The 18,513-nt window shown below is 43.0% G+C and carries 15 protein-coding genes; 5 read left to right on the top strand and 10 right to left on the bottom strand.

Going from position 1 to position 18,513, the window contains the following annotated elements; translation table 11 throughout:
• Nucleotides 1-175 precede the first annotated feature (175 nt).
• Together HUO09_RS06100 and HUO09_RS06095 are read right to left on the bottom strand one after the other, a co-directional pair.
• Nucleotides 176-2,137 carry a glycoside hydrolase family 3 protein gene (locus tag HUO09_RS06100; RefSeq protein WP_223159332.1) on the bottom strand — a complete coding sequence of 654 codons (1,962 nt, stop codon included), beginning with the start codon at nt 2,135-2,137 and terminating at the stop codon, nt 176-178.
• Between the two features lie 296 nt (nt 2,138-2,433).
• Nucleotides 2,434-3,843, bottom strand: coding sequence for a PLP-dependent aminotransferase family protein (locus HUO09_RS06095; RefSeq protein WP_167412497.1), 1,410 nt, complete (start codon nt 3,841-3,843; stop codon nt 2,434-2,436).
• Between the two features lie 155 nt (nt 3,844-3,998).
• On the opposite strand from HUO09_RS06095, the gene HUO09_RS06090 reads away from it, so the two are divergent.
• The 3 genes from HUO09_RS06090 to HUO09_RS06080 are packed head-to-tail and all read left to right on the top strand — an operon-like array spanning nt 3,999 to nt 6,551.
• Nucleotides 3,999-5,363 (top strand): cytochrome ubiquinol oxidase subunit I, encoded by a 1,365-nt coding sequence (locus HUO09_RS06090; protein WP_188233355.1) that lies wholly within the window; start codon nt 3,999-4,001, stop codon nt 5,361-5,363.
• Nucleotides 5,364-5,393: 30 nt separating this feature from the next.
• Nucleotides 5,394-6,401, top strand: coding sequence for a cytochrome d ubiquinol oxidase subunit II (cydB, locus tag HUO09_RS06085; protein WP_188233354.1), 1,008 nt, complete (start codon nt 5,394-5,396; stop codon nt 6,399-6,401).
• A 21-nt stretch (nt 6,402-6,422) separates the two neighbouring features.
• Nucleotides 6,423-6,551 (top strand): DUF2474 domain-containing protein, encoded by a 129-nt coding sequence (locus HUO09_RS06080; RefSeq protein ID WP_167412494.1) that lies wholly within the window; start codon nt 6,423-6,425, stop codon nt 6,549-6,551.
• Nucleotides 6,552-6,648: 97 nt separating this feature from the next.
• Here the strand turns inward: HUO09_RS06080 and HUO09_RS06075 are convergent, their stop codons facing one another.
• The 7 genes from HUO09_RS06075 to nadE all read right to left on the bottom strand — a co-directional run bounded on the left by HUO09_RS06075 (nt 6,649) and on the right by nadE (nt 15,223).
• Nucleotides 6,649-7,263: a CDP-alcohol phosphatidyltransferase family protein gene (locus HUO09_RS06075; RefSeq protein WP_188233353.1), complete on the bottom strand. Its 615-nt coding sequence runs from the start codon at nt 7,261-7,263 to the stop codon at nt 6,649-6,651.
• A complete protein-coding gene (locus HUO09_RS06070) occupies nt 7,253-7,903 on the bottom strand; it encodes an ATP-binding cassette domain-containing protein (RefSeq protein ID WP_188233352.1) in 651 nt (216 codons plus the stop codon). Before HUO09_RS06070 ends, HUO09_RS06075 begins: the two co-directional genes overlap by 11 nt.
• Entirely contained in the window at nt 7,869-9,578 is a 1,710-nt protein-coding gene (locus tag HUO09_RS06065; RefSeq protein ID WP_188233351.1) for an ABC transporter permease, read from the bottom strand. Before HUO09_RS06065 ends, HUO09_RS06070 begins: the two co-directional genes overlap by 35 nt.
• A gap of 9 nt (nt 9,579-9,587) precedes the next feature.
• Complete coding sequence (locus tag HUO09_RS06060; RefSeq protein WP_167413210.1) at nt 9,588-10,733, bottom strand: ABC transporter substrate-binding protein; 1,146 nt, start codon at nt 10,731-10,733, stop codon at nt 9,588-9,590.
• A 279-nt stretch (nt 10,734-11,012) separates the two neighbouring features.
• On the bottom strand, nt 11,013-12,590 hold the full coding sequence (locus tag HUO09_RS06055; protein WP_188233350.1) for an EAL domain-containing protein: 1,578 nt from the start codon (nt 12,588-12,590) through the stop codon (nt 11,013-11,015).
• Between the two features lie 222 nt (nt 12,591-12,812).
• Nucleotides 12,813-14,141, bottom strand: a complete 1,329-nt coding sequence (locus HUO09_RS06050) for an anaerobic C4-dicarboxylate transporter (protein WP_167413208.1) — start codon at nt 14,139-14,141, stop codon at nt 12,813-12,815.
• A gap of 251 nt (nt 14,142-14,392) precedes the next feature.
• Complete coding sequence (nadE, locus tag HUO09_RS06045; protein WP_167413207.1) at nt 14,393-15,223, bottom strand: ammonia-dependent NAD(+) synthetase; 831 nt, start codon at nt 15,221-15,223, stop codon at nt 14,393-14,395.
• A gap of 105 nt (nt 15,224-15,328) precedes the next feature.
• Between nadE and HUO09_RS06040 the strand changes: the two genes are divergently transcribed.
• Nucleotides 15,329-15,841 (top strand): nicotinate-nicotinamide nucleotide adenylyltransferase, encoded by a 513-nt coding sequence (locus HUO09_RS06040; protein WP_188233349.1) that lies wholly within the window; start codon nt 15,329-15,331, stop codon nt 15,839-15,841.
• Nucleotides 15,842-15,877: 36 nt separating this feature from the next.
• Nucleotides 15,878-16,369 (top strand): hypothetical protein, encoded by a 492-nt coding sequence (locus tag HUO09_RS06035; protein ID WP_188233348.1) that lies wholly within the window; start codon nt 15,878-15,880, stop codon nt 16,367-16,369.
• A gap of 64 nt (nt 16,370-16,433) precedes the next feature.
• Here HUO09_RS06035 and HUO09_RS06030 read toward each other — a convergent pair whose 3' ends face one another.
• Nucleotides 16,434-18,431 carry a methyl-accepting chemotaxis protein gene (locus HUO09_RS06030; RefSeq protein ID WP_188233347.1) on the bottom strand — a complete coding sequence of 666 codons (1,998 nt, stop codon included), beginning with the start codon at nt 18,429-18,431 and terminating at the stop codon, nt 16,434-16,436.
• Nucleotides 18,432-18,513: the final 82 nt, after the last annotated feature.

The raw sequence follows: 18,513 nt of genomic DNA, 5'->3' as shown, positions 1-18,513 counted from the left end.
AGAAAAGTTTTATATAGTTAGATGAAATAACAAAGTGAATGAGATGCTGTTTTTATTCTTAAAAGATAAATCCATCATTGTTTGGGGGGAACAAGGATGGATTTAATTTAAAGGTTATTTCTTTTAAAGAACATTTTTAAATGTTCAAGGTGCATATATTTAATGTATATGCAGTTTAATGACTCAGACCATAATTTATTGTAAATAGTGGATTATTCGAATCATGAGGTTTAGCAGGGTCTTGTGATATTACGGACTCCATTGTGCTAGGAAGTTCGAATGGAGTCTTAGCTGTATAATTCTCATTCGATGTTAATCGATTAAATAATACTTCATCGCTCACACCAAAGTTGGCAATTAAGGCATCTGAATCTTCTAACACGTTGGTCATGATCGCTGGGCGATCAAGATAGATAGTCACGATAGTCGGTACATGTTTCGACGCTTCTTTAATCGCTAAGTAATCCTTATTATCAGGTTTGAAATCCAAAGCACCTTCATTATGCTTTTTACCGAAGTAATAATTTTTGTGAGGTCTTTCAAATGGTGTCGTTGCTCTTATAAGCGCAATATCTGCTTCTTTAACTTCATCAACAACGTGAAAACCAGCGTTCTCGGCTACTTCTTTGTTCACACCGTGTAACCAAACTTTAAGTCCAGTTTTAAGTGGTAGAACGTTATCGTTTTTCAACAATACCAGTGACTTGAATTGAGCAACATTGGCTAAAGTAGAAAACTCTTGATTGCCAACGATGTCATCTGCTTTTTTAGCATCAACATAAGGGTTTTCAAACAGACCAACCTTAAATTTTTGTTCCAGCAAGCGGAGCACAGAATCATCCAAACGTTTTTCCGTTACCTTTTTGTTGTTGAAAGCATTCACAATAATTTGTGAATCAACAACACCACCGAACTGATCCACACCAGCGTCGATCGCTCTTACAAAACGGTCTTCTACAGAGAGATCTTCAACACCCCAAGGCATACCTCGTGGCAGAACTTTTTCCCCTTCTTTAAAACCGTTGATACAGTCGTCTTTACAGTCTCTAGTTATCAACCAATCGCTCAAGACAACGCCTTTGAAACCATAGGTGTCTCGCAATAGATCTTTCAGCAGATAACGGCTATAACCGCCACCGACTTGTGGGAGCTCTTTACCATTGTGCATAGCCCCCTTCAGTATTGAATATGTAGGCATAATGCCTGCTGGGTTTGCTTTAAATGCTTCTACAAATGGAGCAATGTGTGTTTCTAACGATGTTGATGTGAAATCGGCAAATTTTCCGTAGGAATTGTGGCTGTCCCATCCGTCTTTTGCTGCGCCATAACCAACCCAGTGCTTCAGAATCGTAACAACACTGTCTTTATTGATACCTTCTGAGCCAGATTGCATTCCCGCAACATAGCTTCGTGTCATATTACCCACTACTTCAGGGTCTTCGCCAAAAGTACCGCTAATACGCGGCCAACGAGGTTCACTGGCGAGATCTGCTTGAGGTGATAACGCCTCTGTAATACCTACAGCACGGTATTCTTGACGTACAATATTTGCGTATTGTTCAGTCAGTGCTTCATCGTTAATGGCTGCAATACCTAGCGTTTCAGGCCACTTACTGAATTTCCCAGAAGCGATAGAGGCTCCTTCTAGATATTGAAATGAATTTCGCGGATCCGAACTGATTGTCATCGGAATCCCTAAGCGAGTCGCTTCCGCGATTTTCTGTAATATGTTGTTCTGCTCTGCTAAATGGCTAGGAGCTTCCCCTTTTAGTCGTGTGATAAAGTAGGAAACATGATTTTTTTCAATCAGTTTTTTGGCCTTCTCTTGGTCGTAACTTGAGCCACGCCCTAAGATTCCTGAACTCGGTGCAGAGCCGTGCATCATTAACCCAGCTTTTTCTTCTACAGTCATTAAAGACAGTAGGTTTCTAGCTCGTTCTTCTGGAGTGAGACGCCAGTCTTCATATATATCCAGTTTTCCATTTTTATTTAAATCTTTAAAAGACTTACCATCGACCTTTATAATTTTAACAGCGTCACTTCCCAAATTAACATCCATATTAGCGAATGAAATCATTGGAAACATAGCCAACGCTATAGAAGTTCTAAGTAGAGTCTTATGCTTAATAATATCCATGGTGCATATCTCGGGGTTATTAGTTCATCAATAAAAGTATATGCAAAATTAATTAGAGAGTAGAAATAATTCATTTGTATTATTGAAATTGTGAAGAGGGTTTAATTAAAATTGATATATAAAAAATCAATATACAGATTTGAATTTTTATATATAACAGATTTAAATATTATTTAATTTGTATGTTTAATGCGGGAAATAAAGGGTTTTAATTAAATTAATAATAAAAAACAATATGCATATACACCGAATGGAATATATGCATATTTGTAGAGAATTTTCTTTCTAACGGTAAGCTAACCACTCATATGGTGAATGATGCTATTTGATAGCTTTTCCAATGCATCCTTTCTTTGATGATCAAGTTCAAACGACGCATTTATTCGAATGCAGTGATTGTATTGCTCTGTTAAATCGAACATTTTACCCGGTGCTATGCTTACATTCACTTTTAACATGTCTTGGTATATCAGCATGGCATCTATATTTTGGGGCAGTTCTAACCATAGAAAATATCCGCCTTTCTGATTTAACACTTTCACATTGTTAGGTAGCAGAGAGCTGAGAAAGTCCGCCATTTTGCTTTTACGTTCGTGGAGCTTTTTACGTAATTGCTTTAGGTGAGATTCATAGTTTCGACTGGTTAAATAATGGACCAAAGCCATCTGTATTGGGGCACTGGTTGCCAAAGTACTCATCAGTTGCAGTTTCTGGATGTCGAACGATCTTTTCCCTGCAACGACCCAGCCTATGCGTAGACCAGCAATCAGTGATTTGGAAAACGAAGAACACAGCATAATATTCCCTGACGAGTCATACATTTTCATCGAGCTAACGGGTTCGTTTCCTTCATACAATTCGCTATACACATCATCTTCAATTAACGCCACGTTGTAGCGTTGCAAAAGCTCTACAATTTGCTTTTTCTTCTCATCAGATAAAGTAAAACCGAGAGGATTCTGATGATTGGACATCAGCCAGCATGCTTTAACTTCATGAGTTTGAAGGGCACGTTCCAATGAATCAATGTCGATGCCAGTGACTGGGTCTGTTCGTACGGAAAGCGCTTTTAGGCCAAGACGCTGCAAAGATTGCAAGGCGCCATAAAATGTTGGCGACTCTACCACGACGCAGTCACCCGGTTTGGTGCAGGCCTGCAAGCTTAAGTTTAAGGCTTCCAATGCGCCAGCAGTTATGACGATTTCATCTGGCGATATTTCAATCCCTCTTGCGGTGTAACGCTTGGCAATGATAGAGCGCAATTCTTCATTACCAGGAGGAAGATTGTTGAATGCATTGGAGATCGGCATATTACGAGCTGCCGCAGATAGAGCACGGTTGATGTGATAGCGTGGATATAAATCAGGGCTGGGGTAAGCAAAACCAAAATTGACCATTAAGGGGTTTTTTCCGGCCTGAAGAATCTCAAATATAAATTCATTTACATCGACATTTTCAGTTCTGGCTACTGCCACCTGAACCTGCTGCGGTTCTTTAAAACGAGGAGCGACTTTATACCCAGATCGAGCTTGAGATTTAATCCAACCTTGCGACTCCAAAAGTTGATATGCGTGTAAAACGGTCATCAAACTCATTCCTGAGTGTTCAGACTGTTTTCTTAATGAAGGCAGTTTATCGCCGGGGTTCCAGATCCCAGATTGAATCTGTCGTTTTAATTGATCTACCAAATTCTGATACTTAGCCAAATTAGCCCCCTAACTGAACTATCAATAACTACCAAACAATAACACTTATAAAATAAATCTGTTATACAATAGTCGTTCTTTTTTGTATCTACTGCCTTGTGGTTCGAGCCTTTATTATCACTTCCATAAATACTTATTAAGCTCAAAGGAAGTTTATGTTTGGTCTCGACGCATTTATGCTGGCAAGGATACAGTTTGCTTTTACTGTATCCTTCCACATTATTTTCCCCGCCATCACTATCGGCTTAGCGACCTATCTCGCTGTGCTAGAAGGATTATGGCTCAAAACTCGTAATCCTGATTACAAAACACTTTACCACTTTTGGTCTAAAATTTTTGCTGTCAATTTCGGTATGGGTGTTGTGTCTGGCTTGGTCATGGCTTACCAGTTTGGGACTAACTGGAGTGGTTTTTCTGACTTCGCTGGAAGCATTACCGGACCATTACTCACTTATGAAGTGTTAACCGCTTTCTTCCTTGAAGCGGGTTTCCTTGGTGTGATGCTTTTTGGTTGGAACCGTGTTGGAGAAAAACTGCATTTCTTTGCCACATCCATGGTGGCGTTGGGAACGATCATCTCTACGTTCTGGATCCTTGCTTCAAACAGCTGGATGCAAACTCCCCAGGGCTATGAAATCGTGGACGGGCGTATTGTTCCTGTTGACTGGTTTGCGGTCGTATTCAACCCCTCATTCCCTTACCGCCTTGTTCATATGGGAATCGCAGCGTTTTTGAGCACGGCTTTATTTGTTGGTTCATCAGCAGCTTGGCACTTACTGAAAGGTAATCGCAGTTCTGCTGTGAAAAAAATGTTTTCCATGGCGTTATGGATGCTGTTGATTGTTGCGCCTATTCAAGCGGTTGTCGGCGATGCGCACGGTTTAAATACCTTAGAGTATCAACCCGCTAAAATCGCAGCGATTGAAGGACATTGGTCAAACGACGATGGGGAACCGACACCATTAATTCTGTTTGGCATGCCAAACATGGAAGAAGAAAGAACCGATTACGCATTAGAGATCCCTGTGTTAGGCAGTTTGATTCTTCGTCATAGTCTGACAGAGCCGATTCCTGCACTTAAAGATTTTCCAAAAGACGAACGCCCAAACTCCCTTGTGGTTTTCTGGTCATTCAGAATTATGGTCGCTCTAGGCATGCTTATGATTCTTCAGGGTTTTTATGGCCTATGGTTACGCCATAAAAAAGCGCTGTATACCCAAAGTTGGTACCTTAAGTTTTCAGTATTAATGGGGCCTACCGGGCTTATAGCCATTCTGGCTGGATGGTTTACTACAGAAGTGGGTCGTCAGCCTTGGGTTGTCTACGGATTACAGCGTACTCGCGATGCGGTCTCTGCACACGGAGACTTACAAATGAGCATCAGTTTACTTTGCTTCTTTGTGGTTTATAGCATGGTGTTTGGCTTCGGGTACTACTACATGATTAGACAGATCAAACAAGGTCCGGATGTAATTGATCAAGAAGCTCACGAAATGAACACCATTTCTGGCCGTATTTAACGTCACAAGATTACAACGAAGGTAATAGATATGCATTTTGACTTGTCCGTGATTTGGTTCGCGATCATCGTGTTTGCCACGCTGATGTACATTGTGATGGATGGCTTTGATTTGGGTATTGGTATCCTGATGCCGTTCATTAAAAATGAAAAACATAAAGATGTGATGGTGAATACTGTTGCACCCGTTTGGGACGGTAACGAAACGTGGATTGTGCTGGGTGGTGCTGCGCTATTTGGCGCATTCCCACTGGCTTACTCTGTGATCATTGAAGCGTTAACGGTTCCTTTGACACTTATGCTTGTTGCTTTGATCTTCCGTGGCGTTGCATTCGAGTTTCGTTTTAAAGCACTGGAAAGCCACCTCAAGTTTTGGGACCGTTCATTTATGGCTGGGTCTATTTTTACGACATTTTTCCAAGGGGTGGTTGTCGGTGCTGTCATTCAAGGCTTTGAAGTAGAAAACCGAACGTTTGTTGGCGGACAATTGGATTGGATAGCACCATTCCCACTGTTCTGTGGTTTTGCGCTTATCGCTACATACGCACTTCTGGGCAGTACTTGGCTGATTATGAAAACTGAGGGTGAGTTACAGCAAAGCATGTTTCGTTTCGCCAGCAAAACACTGATGGTTATGATCGCTGCGCTTGTCATTATTAGCGCATGGACACCTGTTGCGTTCCCATTTGTTGCTGAACGTTGGTTCTCTCTTCCTAATTTGTACTACTTACTTCCTGTACCGCTGATCACTGGTTTGGCATGTTTAACAATCATCAATTCATTGAAAAAACGCAAAGAACGTAGCCCGTTTATTATGGCGTTAATCATTGTGTTTTTGGGATTTGCAGGGCTTGGGATCAGTATTTGGCCAAACATTGTTCCTCCTAGTATTTCCATCTGGGATGCGGCATCTCCTGAAATCAGTCAGAGCTTTATGTTGTTCGGTGCCGTTCTGATTTTGCCGGTCATTCTTGCCTACACATTCTGGAGCTACTACGTATTTTCAGGAAAGGTAAAAGAAGGTGAAGCGTACCACTAAGTGAATATTTGAGGGTAACTTATGAATATTAAACGAGGAATTGAACAATGGGCCTGGATGATTGGTATTTGGGCTGCGAGCGTTATCGCACTCGGTATTGTTTCTATGGGGTTCCGCTTCCTGATGACAATGGCGGGATTTAAATCTTAAACAGTTTGTGTTGAGTTCAGATGTCTTTATCTAACCCTAGGCCAATTTGGACGCTAGGGTTTTTTTTGATTCCAACTTTCCTAGGTCGATACTCAATTCACGACTTATTGAACAGAGTATAAAACCCTGAATAAATACGGGTGAAAGTAGTAAACCAGCACGCAGCACCAAAGGTGTAGGCGATGATGGCGAAGTGTTGAGGGAGCAGGCAAAAAGCGATAAAGCAGAAGATGGTTTCTGTGCCTTCAGTTAGCCCGCTCATGTAGTAAAGAGACTTGTTTTTATAGACTGGATTGTCGATTTCCTGTTTGCTTGCCATGATGGCAAACGCTAAGAAGCTCGAGCCTGTTCCGACAAAAGAGAAAATTAAAAATGCACCTGCGATAGCGTTATGTTCAGGGTTGGCAAGTACAAAACCAAACGGAATGAGAGAGTAAAACAGAAAGTCTAGGCAGATATCGAGGAAACCACCCGCATCGCTAATGCCCTGAATACGCGCTAACGCGCCGTCTAATCCGTCACATAGGCGATTTAAACAGATAAGTACCAGTGCTAGGTAATACTGCTCAAACGCCAGAGCGGGCAGGGCAAGCAAACCAAGAGCAAACCCAAACAGTGTGGTTTGATTCGCCGTAATACCTATGCTGTCTAAGATCTTTGCGCTTTGCGCTAATGGCCAGCGAATCGCTTTGATACTAAACCTATCGAGCATAACTTTCCTCCCAAGGCCATGTGATACAGCGACTGCCTTGTGGAACATCGTCTTCATCATGAGTCACCATGAGTGCCGGAATGTTCGCTTCCTTGAGTTGGGCTTCTACCTGTGTTCTAAATTGCTGACGCAGATCTTTATCCAGCTTGCTGTAGGGTTCATCAAGCAAAGCAACCTTTGGTTTTGCGAGTAACATGCGTGTGAGCGCGATCCTTGCACGCTGACCACCGGATATCTGGTCTGGAAACGAGTCAGCCAACGACATCAGAGAGATCTCTTTTAATGCAGTGATCGCTTGTTCTTTTCGTTGTGCTCCTTTGATGGAATCAGGCAGAGCAAAGGCCAAGTTTTCCCAAACGGTTAAGTGAGGAAAAAGCAGGTCGTCTTGAAACAAGATTCCCACCTGACGTTTGTGTGCAGATTGTCCATCCAACCGGGTACCATCAAGCTTAATGCTACCTGTGTATTGAAAGTCTTGCGATAAGTGACCAGCAATAGCGTCAAGCAGAGTGGATTTACCGCATCCGCTTGGCCCCATGAGAGTAACAATTTCACCTTTCTCAACGGTCAGGTTAAATGCAGTAAACAATGCTTCACCATCTTTTTTACGGATGGCGAGGTTTTCGAGACAAAGACTCATTAGTCAGTAAACCTTTAATAGACAACCTACGATACTTGCCGTGTGTGCGGCTAAGTAAAATGGAAAATGAGAAAAACAATAATGGTAGCAAAGCTTGGCAAATGGCATAGATGGCTGAAACACGGCGGTCAAGCCCACTTGAAAGTGCAACCGCTTCAGTTGTTACCGTACTAATTCGCCCTGCACCGAGTATCAAAGTGGGTAGATACTGAGCCAAGCTTACACTCACTCCAACGGCCCAAGCGAAGGTTACTGCAGGCAACAGAAGTGGCAGTTTAACGCCGAGCCAAGCCTGAACTGGTGTTTTTCCCAGACTCAGTGCGATTCGTGTTAAGCCATTATCAAAGCTGCGCCATGGACCATCAAGCGACAAATACACATAGGGGAAAGCAAAGAAAATGTGTGCCCAGCAAACCCAAAACAGATATAGCTCGCTATTGATGTACAGTGTGGCGATTTGAATGCCAAACAGAATAGATAACTGAGGAATCAACATCGGAATGGCAATGATGTAGCTGGGTAGCTGAATTCGATAACGTAAACGGTACTCATGGGCGATGAGTGCAAGAATGAGCGCAATGGTGGCGCTGATGATTGCGATGATGATGCTTTGAGTTAATGTCTCCGCAATACCTTGTGCTTCATATTGCCAGAAACGAGCCGTGTACTGGCTTGGCAGAAGATCAGGAAAACGCCAGCGTTGCGCGAAGCTCCAGATGAGCATCAATGGAATAATCAAAATAGCAAGCATAGTAGTGATGTAAAACAACATCTTACCGGGTAAAGGTAATCCGCTTCGTCCCGAAAATTGCCAATACTTATATCCTGTGGTTGTAACCCATTCTACCAAGCGTGTAAATCCAAGCAACAAACTGGCGACAAGGAACAAAATAACAGCGCCAGCGGCGGCTCGAGGAAGTAAGGACAGATCAGGATCGCTAAACCATTGCCATACCAGTATCGAGAAAGTTGGCGGGTTGGTTGGGCCTATGATCAATGCCACATCCACCACGGACACGCTATAGGCGATAACCGCAAACATTGGGAAGCGAAGCTTTGCCAACCACTGAGGCAGTATTGCTTTCCACCAACATTGAGTTGAACTGTAACCGAGCGAATGGCTAACTTTTTCGATTTGATCGACTTTTAGCTGTTGCAGAATGGGAATGCTCATCAGCAGTAAAAAAGGCACTTCTTTCAATGTCAGCATTAGGGTTAACCCCAGTGCATAGCGGTCTTTAACCAGCAGGGCTAGGTCACTCGCGTCAGCGCTATTGATATCGTAACCGAACACCTCATAGATAAAGCGAACTGCCATGCCAGTGGGAGCAAACAGGAAAGCAAAACCAATAGCAAATGCCACATGGGGCATAGCTAAAAGAGGTGAGAGTGAGATTTCAATTTTGCGCCACAGTCTTGTATTCCAGCACGATTGGAGAATGGCAAAGGTGATTAGGCAGGCCAAATAACTACTCACCACGGCAGAGCCTACTGTTAAGCCAAGCGATAGCCAGACGCCATGCCAGTTAAACACTTCCGCAAAGCCTGCTAAAGAAAATGTTGATAACCCAATGGCGGGAATATAGCCAAACGCCGACACGACCACACCGAATAACCCCGGAATGGTCGGTAAGACACAGACAGCGATAATGACTAAATATAAAACGCGTAACATGGGTGAGTTTTAGTTTCCGTAACGTTTAAGCCACTCTTTCTCCAGTGCCACTTGCCAGCTTGGATGAGGCTCGGCGATCGATTTGAACTGTTTAGTATTTTTTGCACTACCTGTTAAGTATTGGCTACTTAATACAGAAGGATCGCCCCATATGGTTAATTCTCCTTTACGAGACTGAGCTTCAGGGCTTAACAGGAAGTTAATCGCCACTTTTGCGCCTGCACTTGCATTCGCATTCCAAGGAATGGCTAAGAAGTGGATGTTAGAAAGCGCACCTGAATCCAACGCATACACATTGGTGGTGTCTGCCAATTTTCCGCTGGCTTGAGCTGAATAGACGGAATTTGGGTTGAAAGTGATAGCAAGGTCAATCTGACCGTCGTCTAGAAGTTGAAGCATTTCGCTGCTGCCAGAAGGGAACTGTTTGCCACCGCGCCAAGCTGATGGATGAAATTCATCTAAATAGTTCCATAAAGGTTGAGTGACCATAGCGAAGCTTGCTTCATCAACGGGTTTCATCAATGAAGGATCGTTATTGGTCAGTTCAATTAAGAGTGCTTTCAAAAAGCTGGTACCGTGAAACTCTGGTGGACGAGGGTAGCTTAAACGATTTGGGAATGCTTTCGCATAACTCAGCATCTCTTGAAAAGATTTTGGTGGATTGTTGAGTTTCGCTTTGTCGTAAATAAACACCAGTTGACCCACACCCCAGGGTGCTTCTAATCCTTCGGTTGGTACTGAAAAGTCCTTATCGATAGGGAGAGACTTATCGACATACTGCCAGCTCGGCAAATCTTGCACAAATGGACCATACAGCAATCCGCCATCTTTCATGGATTTGAAGTTTTCTCCGTTAATCCAAACCATATCGACACTGCCACCCGTGTTCTTATTTGCGGCTTTTTCAGCGAGCAGACGAGTGGTGGTTTCTGAAATGTCCGCCACTTTTACATGTTTCAGCGTGACGTCGTAGCGGGCTTTGAGCTCATTGGCTGCCCATTGAATGTAACGGTTGATCTCTTGGCTTCCGCCCCAGGCATGAAAGTAAACCGTTTCGCCCTTCGCTTCTTGTTCCACCGCTTTCCAGTCTTCTGCGAGTGCAGATGTGGTAAAGAGAGATGCGAAAATACCTAAAGTAGTGAGTAGCTTTTTCATAAATGATCCGTGTTTATTCAGACAAGTCGACGAATTTATAACGGCGACTTCTATCCTTTAGAGTTGTGATCCCGAACGTGCATTAACTTTGAAATTTATAATGATTTCAGAGCATTAAATGTTCTACGTGTAAAGCAATTATAGGTGCCAACAGAAATTTTTCGTACCTAATTGTCGAGTGAGTTGATATAGACCGAACAAGTAGACGTTTTCTTCCACGACAAATCGTAAAAAGTAACAATAGGTAGCCAAAAAAGGAGGAGAGGAACGATGATTGTTTTAGTATCCCTCCATCTGAGCCGTCAGCTTGAGTATGTAATCTTCAGCTGGGAGCGGCTCTGAATAATAGAAGCCTTGGATATAACGCACGCCTAAACCTCTTAATTGCTCAACTTGTTCATGAGTTTCTACACCTTCGGCGATAACTCTCATTTTGAGCTGTTTTGCCAACTTGATCATTGAAGTGATGACAGAGTCAATGGCCGAGTTTTGAGAAAGGCCTTTAATGAACACCTGATCGATTTTGATGATATCGAATGCATGTTGATGTATGAAGTTTAAACCTGAATAACCGGTGCCAAAATCGTCCATGGCAATCTTGAATCCGAGCTGTTTGAGACGACCAAGATTGGTTCTTACTGTCTCTAATTCTTTCGGTGAGAAGTCGTTATCCTCGGTGATTTCGAGCAGTAATAGTGGAAGAATATCTGGGTGCCGCTTGGCATATCTCTCTAGAAATTCGACAAACTTGCTTTTAGTGATCAAGGTACGGCTGACATTGATACTGATGTATTGGCTTTGAACCAAGTGAGGGTTCAAGTTGACGAATTCAGTGACAAGTTGGAAGACTTGGTGAGTGATCTGTTCTATGACCTGAATTCTTTCTGCGAGAGGTATAAAAATCGTCGGTGAAATGGAACCATGATCAGGATTGTTCCAACGGATCAACGCTTCACTGCCGACAATTTTGGGTTGATGAATATCGACTATCGGTTGAAAGTTCAGGACTAACTCTTGGTTGTTTATCGCCTCTTTGAGTGAGAAGGCCAGGCTATTTCGTGTCAGTTTATAGTTGCGAATAGCCTGATACAAAACGGCGATGGCACTTGCAAGCAATATCACTCGCCATATGTGCTGCCCGTAATGGGTGAAGTACGATTGTGGTGTCAGGTTGATAGTCAGAGTAATAGGGTAACGTTCAGATTTGAAATCGTAGGAACGGTATGCTTGATTCTCTGAGCCGCTTTTGTGCTCCAAAGAATGTTGCAAAATATTCACCTGATAGTCGTAATGCTGCAGCTCAAACTGCGGGGTAATGAGTTCCAAAAACAGGTTCGGTGGTAATAACGCATTGATTCCGCTTAGGTCTTTGTTCGCCGAGTAAATGAAAATGGCGGTATCATGACTGCGGGATTCAGACAGTGCTATGGTTGTTAAGGTCTGAGTTTGTTTTATTTGCTTGAGTGCAGCTTCTCCAACGTCAAAGCTTGTTTTTCCTTCATTACTTGAACAATACACCTGACCTTTTGCATCGAATAAAGACACTTCTTTCGCCTTAGGAGACTGAAATACATACTGACGCAGTCGCTGAGTGTCTTCAACGTTGCATGTTTTACTTATGTGGCGGTTAAGTTCAGACAGTTCGCTGGCGGTGTTATCGAGGTAATCTTCTAATGTGGCAATCGCGCTGTAACCGAGTGATTTGGCGTGTGCACTGGTATCGTAGATGTTCTTGATAGCAGATAGAGTAAAAACGATCGCAAAGATAATGATTACAGGTGTCAAGATACTTAATCGGTCTATGAATGGTTGCCGAGAAGATATTGGTGACGTTTCACTCAGAGCGGTTTTATCCATGACGAAATTAGGTAACTACTAGGTTTGATACTGATTGAGTTATCACTATATGTGAATAAAGGGGATGAGTTAACGGCTTATGAGAATAAATGTGTTTCAAAAGTGAGACAAAAGAAAAGCTGTGGTACAAAGCCGAAAAAGATCAGTTTAGAAGGGTAAGAGTCGACCAAATGAAAAGGCATGAGTTTGACCCCATGCCTTTACTTACGCATTTTATATCGTTTAACCGATAATCATTTTTCCTAGTACATAACCTAAACAGCTTGCACTGATCACACCAATTAAGCCAACTGACATGAATGAGTGATTGAAATACCACTTACCGATTTTTGTTGTACCTGTACTATCGAAGTTCACCGTTGCGATGTCTGATGGATAGTTTGGAATAAAGAAGTAACCGTAAAGAGCTGGCATCAAACCAATCAGTAATGCAGGTTCTAATCCCAGACCTAAGCCGACAGGTAACATCATACGCGCTACCGCTGCCTGAGAGTTTACGACTACGGATACGATGAATAAGGCTAGTGCAAATGTCCATGGATAGTTGGTTACCATCTCCACAATACCAGATTTGAATTGAGGCATTGCGTATTGGAAATAGGTGTCGGACATCCATGCAATACCAAAGATCGCAATCGCTGCGACCATGCCGGATTTAAATACCACGCCATTAGGTACACCACGAGGATCTGTTTTGGTTGCCAGTAAAATGATACCGCCGAAGCAGAGCATCATCATTTGAATGACCACGGCCATGCTGATTGGTTTTGCGCTTTCGCCAATGGTTCTGACCTCTGGAACCATCGCAATCAATACAATCACAAGTAGTGCCGAGATAAACAGCAAAACAGAGTTGCGAGCGGCGGCTGGTAGCGTTTCATCCAGAGAGGTTGCTGTTGTGTTGAGAATCTTTTCGCGCCAGACAGGGTCTGCCAAGCGTTCTTGGTAGTCAGGGTCGTTCTCAAGCTCTTTACCACGTCTTAGGCTGTAAAGAGACATCAGAAGCGTACCAAACAAAGTTGCTGGTACGGTAACCATCAAAATCGAAACCAAGGTGATGCTGTGGTTAATATCCGAAAGCTGTGCGAGGTAATACACCACTGCCGCTGAAATTGGCGATGCCGTAATCGCTATTTGAGAAGCAACAGATGCCGCTGCCATAGGGCGTTCAGGACGGATACCATTTTTTAGCGCCACGTCGCCAATGATTGGCATGATGGAGTAAACCGCATGGCCAGTACCTAGCATAAAAGTCATTGTGTAAGTCACAAATGGAGCAATCAAGGTGACTCGTTTAGGATTTTTACGTAGTAGACGTTCGGCCACCTGAAGCATGAATTTCAGACCGCCTGCTGCTTCAAGAATCGAAGCACAGGTAACCACTGCCAAAATGATAAGCATAACGGTGATGGGTGGCGAAGTCGGTGGCATTTTGAAGATAAATACTTCAATGACAAGACCGATACCGGATACAACCCCCAATCCTATACCGCCATAACGTGAACCGATGTATAACATCAGCAACAGGAACATAAATTCGACATATAACATATCGGTGCTCTCTAAAATTGACTTTTGAATGACTACATTGTGTAACCAAATGTATTCAAAGAATGGAGTGCTGTTCACAGAAAAGTGTGTTCAAGTATTTGAATTATATGAATCAGATTTAGTGCACATTATTTGCGACATAAGTGATGAATAGATAAATGAAGTGTTATTGGAATGTGTTGTAATCACTTAGCGGATGTAAAAAAGCCAAGCGAGCTGCTTGGCTTTCTGTACGATTATTGATCGGATTGTTAGTCGTAAATCGTTGGGATAGGTTGACGCTTATGCTGAGTCGCTTTATAGATAGCCACTAAACGGTCAGAAGCTTCTTTAGAAACGGGTTTGCCTTCTAAGAAATCATCGATTTGGTCGTACGTAAGATTCAATGCATCTTCATCAGCTTTTTGAGGTGAAAGCTCTTCCAAATCCGCCGTTGGTGTTTTGTGAACCAGCAAATCAGGCGCACCAAGAGCCGCTGCCACCTGACGAACTTGACGCTTACTTAAGCCAAACAGAGGCGCCATGTCGCACGCACCATCGCCGAACTTGGTGTAGAAACCAGTAATGTTCTCTGCGGAGTGATCCGTACCTAGAACTAGACCACCGACGTAGCCAGCGATTTCGTATTGAGCCACCATGCGAGCACGTGCTTTTACGTTACCTTTTACAAAATCAAGCTTCTCTGCATTAGCCGGAAGTAGACCGGTATGTGCTAAAGCCTCATGAGAAGCTGCATGCAAGCCGTCTACGCCAGCTTTAATGTTTACTGAAACAGAGTGCGTCGGTTTGATAAAAGATAAAGCCAATTGTGCTTCGTCTTCGTCTTTTTGTTCGCCGTATGGCAAACGCACAGCGATAAACTGGTAATTATTCGAGTCGCTTTCTTTATTCAGTGCTTCAACAGCAAGTTGAGCCAAGCGTCCGCAAGTCGTGGAGTCAATACCACCACTGATACCAAGTACCAGAGATTTGCAGCCAGACTCTAGTAATTTACGTTTTAGAAAAGCGACACGACGTTCGATTTCGAACTCTGGATCGATGCTAGGAAGTACTCGCATCTCATCTCGAATCATTTGTTCCATTGGGTTTCCTTTTCCTGCAAGCATTAACAAACTTTCGTAGTATCATACCTCAATCATGCAATTAGAAAACCGAGAATAGAGATTTCATTCTTAGTAGAGGTAAAGATGGAAAAAATTGCTGTGTTTGGCAGTGCATTTAATCCACCGAGTTTGGGGCACAAGAGTGTTATTGACTCTTTGGATCACTTTGACCGCATTTTATTGGTACCCAGTATTTCCCATGCTTGGGGTAAAGAAATGTTGGATTACGATATCCGTTGCCAACTGATCGAAGCCTTCATTAAGGATATTGGCTCAAGCAAAGTGACACTGTGCAAAATCGAACAGGAGTTGGTCACGCCCGGTAACAGTGTCACAACTTATGCAGTTTTGACAAAAGTTGAAGAAATCTTTCCGCAAGCTGACATCACGTTTGTGATAGGTCCTGATAATTTGCTCAACTTCGACAAGTTCTACAAATCTTCCGAGATTTTGCAGCGTTGGTCGATCATGGTTTGTCCGGAAAGAATACCTGTTCGTAGTACTGAGATAAGACGTAGGCTGTCAGATAACGCTGAAATTAACGGTTTAACGACCCCAAGTGTAGAAGGGTTATTGAAGCGTTTAAAAGTCTATTAGAAAATCAGCGCTCCAAGAGGTCGGAGCAGCTGTTTAATGAAATCTTTTGCTACATGTATTTTGTTGCTATTGGTTTCGAATTTGGCAAGTGCATGCGAATCCTTTGTGTATAAAGATCCATCGCACAAGCCTTTTGAAACGATAGAGCTATCAGACAGTCGTGTACTTTGTATCTCGTTCATTCACGGGTTGGAGTATGCTTCTAACAAACTCTTTGAATTAGATTTTTTTAACGAAAAAGAAATCATTAGTGATTACTGGGAGCAGTGGGGATTCGATCAAGAAGATGAACCTTTGTTTACCCATAAGATTGCCCAAAGTTACATCGGCGTGGGTGTATGGATGCCTCCAAAGCTTTTAAAAGAGCAAGCTGAGATGTCTACGGAAGAGTGGTTAAAAAGCCATGGTTTATTACTGAGCTTAGGGTTCGGTAGTAAGAAAAAAGGCGAACCACGTATGCGAATGGATTATCGTTGGCATGAAGACTACGAAGTAGACCTAATGATGCATATAGAAGTGCCATTTTAATTTGAAGTTTACGAAAAAGAGTCATCCATGGATGACTCTTTTTTATGTCCGTAATGTTTTTCTACTATGTGAGTTTGAACTCACTGAGTTGCTGTTTAACCGTGTCTGCCTCTTTGTTATAGCTGCTTACGATTTCGTTCAATTGTGTTGCCAGTGCGCCAGTGTTTTGCGCAATCTCTGCTAATACATCGACATCTCGGTCAACATCTTCACTTGCTTTAGATTGCTCAACGGTTGAGTTGGCAATGCTTGTAATGTGAGTGTTTACTTCCTCAATTACACTTTCCAGCTCAGCGACACTGGTGTTTACGGTTGAAACGGATTCGAAAGTTGTGTGAGTCGCCTGTCGGCTCTTTTCCATAAAGCTCACTGCCGTGTTGGTGTTGCTCGACATGTTACTCAACAACTGGCTAATGTGTTCGGTGGCTTCTTTACTTCGTTGCGCTAAATCTCGAACTTCTGAAGAAACAACCGCGAAACCTCGTCCATGTTCTCCAGCTCGCGCAGCTTCGATGGCTGCATTCAACGCAAGTAGGTTGGTCTGCTCGGAAATGCCGCTGATGGTGTCGACTATTTTACTGACGCTCATGGCGTCTTTTTCCAGATTTTGCATACAAATCTGAGTTTGTTCGATTTGTTCCACTAAAGCTTCTACTGCTTTAAACGAAGACTGACTTTGGTTTTGGCAAGTGATGACTTTCTGAGTCATCGTATTAGTTTCATCAAGGGCACGCTCTGACGATTGGGCAATTTCCACGCTTGATTGAGACAACTCAGTCATCGCTGCGGCAATATTGTCACATTTGGCCGTGGTTGCCTGGCTACTTTGAGAAAGGTCTTTTGAGCTTTGGATGATGAGTGTTAGGCGTTCGGCACTATGATCATTAGAGTGTGTCACGTCGCTTAAGAGGTTTCGAATACTGGTGGTTAAACCATTCACACTCTGAGATATCTGTGAGATTTCATCCTGTCCATCTGATGCCAGCGATACACTCAAGTCTCTGTCGCTAGACATAAGCGCCAGTTTTTTAGTTAAGCTTCCCACACGGCTTCTCAAAGTGTGTACAGAAGAGTAAAGCCCGAATAATAAAATAAAACCGATGACAGTACTTAACGCGATAATAATGCTTTCGTTAGTATTCGCCTGTTCCGCTTGTTGGCTTGATATCGTCATCATCTGGCCTTGAACGGAGTTTCTTAATTGATTTATCAAACCAATTCGCTCCGTCGCGGCTGCAAACCATTCTGTGGGTTTAGGGCCTTGCAAGTTATCCAGTTGATTAGCCTGACTCAGATAGCGTTGTTGAATTTGCTCAACGTTTTTCCAAATAGGTGAGTTCTTGGCATCGTTGAGCTGTTGGATAAACTCAGAAGGCATGGTCAGTAAAGCCGAACGTTCTGCGTAGTTACCCGAAGAAATATAGTCACTAATCGATGTGTACTGAGCGGCATTTGATTTTTGGCGGGCAAACGCGCCATTCAATGCACCGCGAACTTGTCCCGCTCGCTCTTTCATTATCACCACGGAAATCAGTGAACTACCCAGCTCTGACACGCTGGCATCATCAATCGTTCCCAGCAGCACTCGCGCATTATCAATCGCGAGCTGGTTAAGATTCGAATAATAAGCAAAAGGCGACACTTTAGGTTGAAGAGCATCGACTTGCTTGCGCACTTCGGCTAAAGACTGAAGCTGGGTGTTGATGTCAGAACGAATTTTGTCCGTGAAGGCTTTGGGAATGTAAGTTGGGTTGAAACTTTGCAGGGCTTTAACGTGAATATCAGATTGAGTACGTTGCTTGCTTAACGCTTCAACTTGATCGCCTTGGCCTTTTGAACCCAGCACGCCAGCCGTTAATCCACGTTCAACCGCCAAATTGTGGGCGAGATTATCGTATAAAAGGATGAGTTGGACGGTCTCTTGATCATGCTCTGCAATACTCACTCGTTTATTTAAATCGAGTATATTCGATACTGCTAATGTCAGCGCGATAAGTATGGGGACTCCTGCGATGACTGTGACAACTAGGTACAAAGGAAAGAGCCTTAACAGTTTCTTCATTATATTCCCTTTTATGTGTAGTAGTTCAACTGACTGAACTTATTATTCTAGATGACAGAGAAAAATTTGCTGTGCTCTAACA

This window comes from Vibrio sp. Y2-5, from assembly GCF_014596725.1.
In the GTDB taxonomy this organism is placed as follows: Bacteria; Pseudomonadota; Gammaproteobacteria; order Enterobacterales; family Vibrionaceae; genus Vibrio.
Note: the sequence above shows the minus strand (reverse complement) of the source record. Positions and strands in the feature narration are given on the sequence as shown.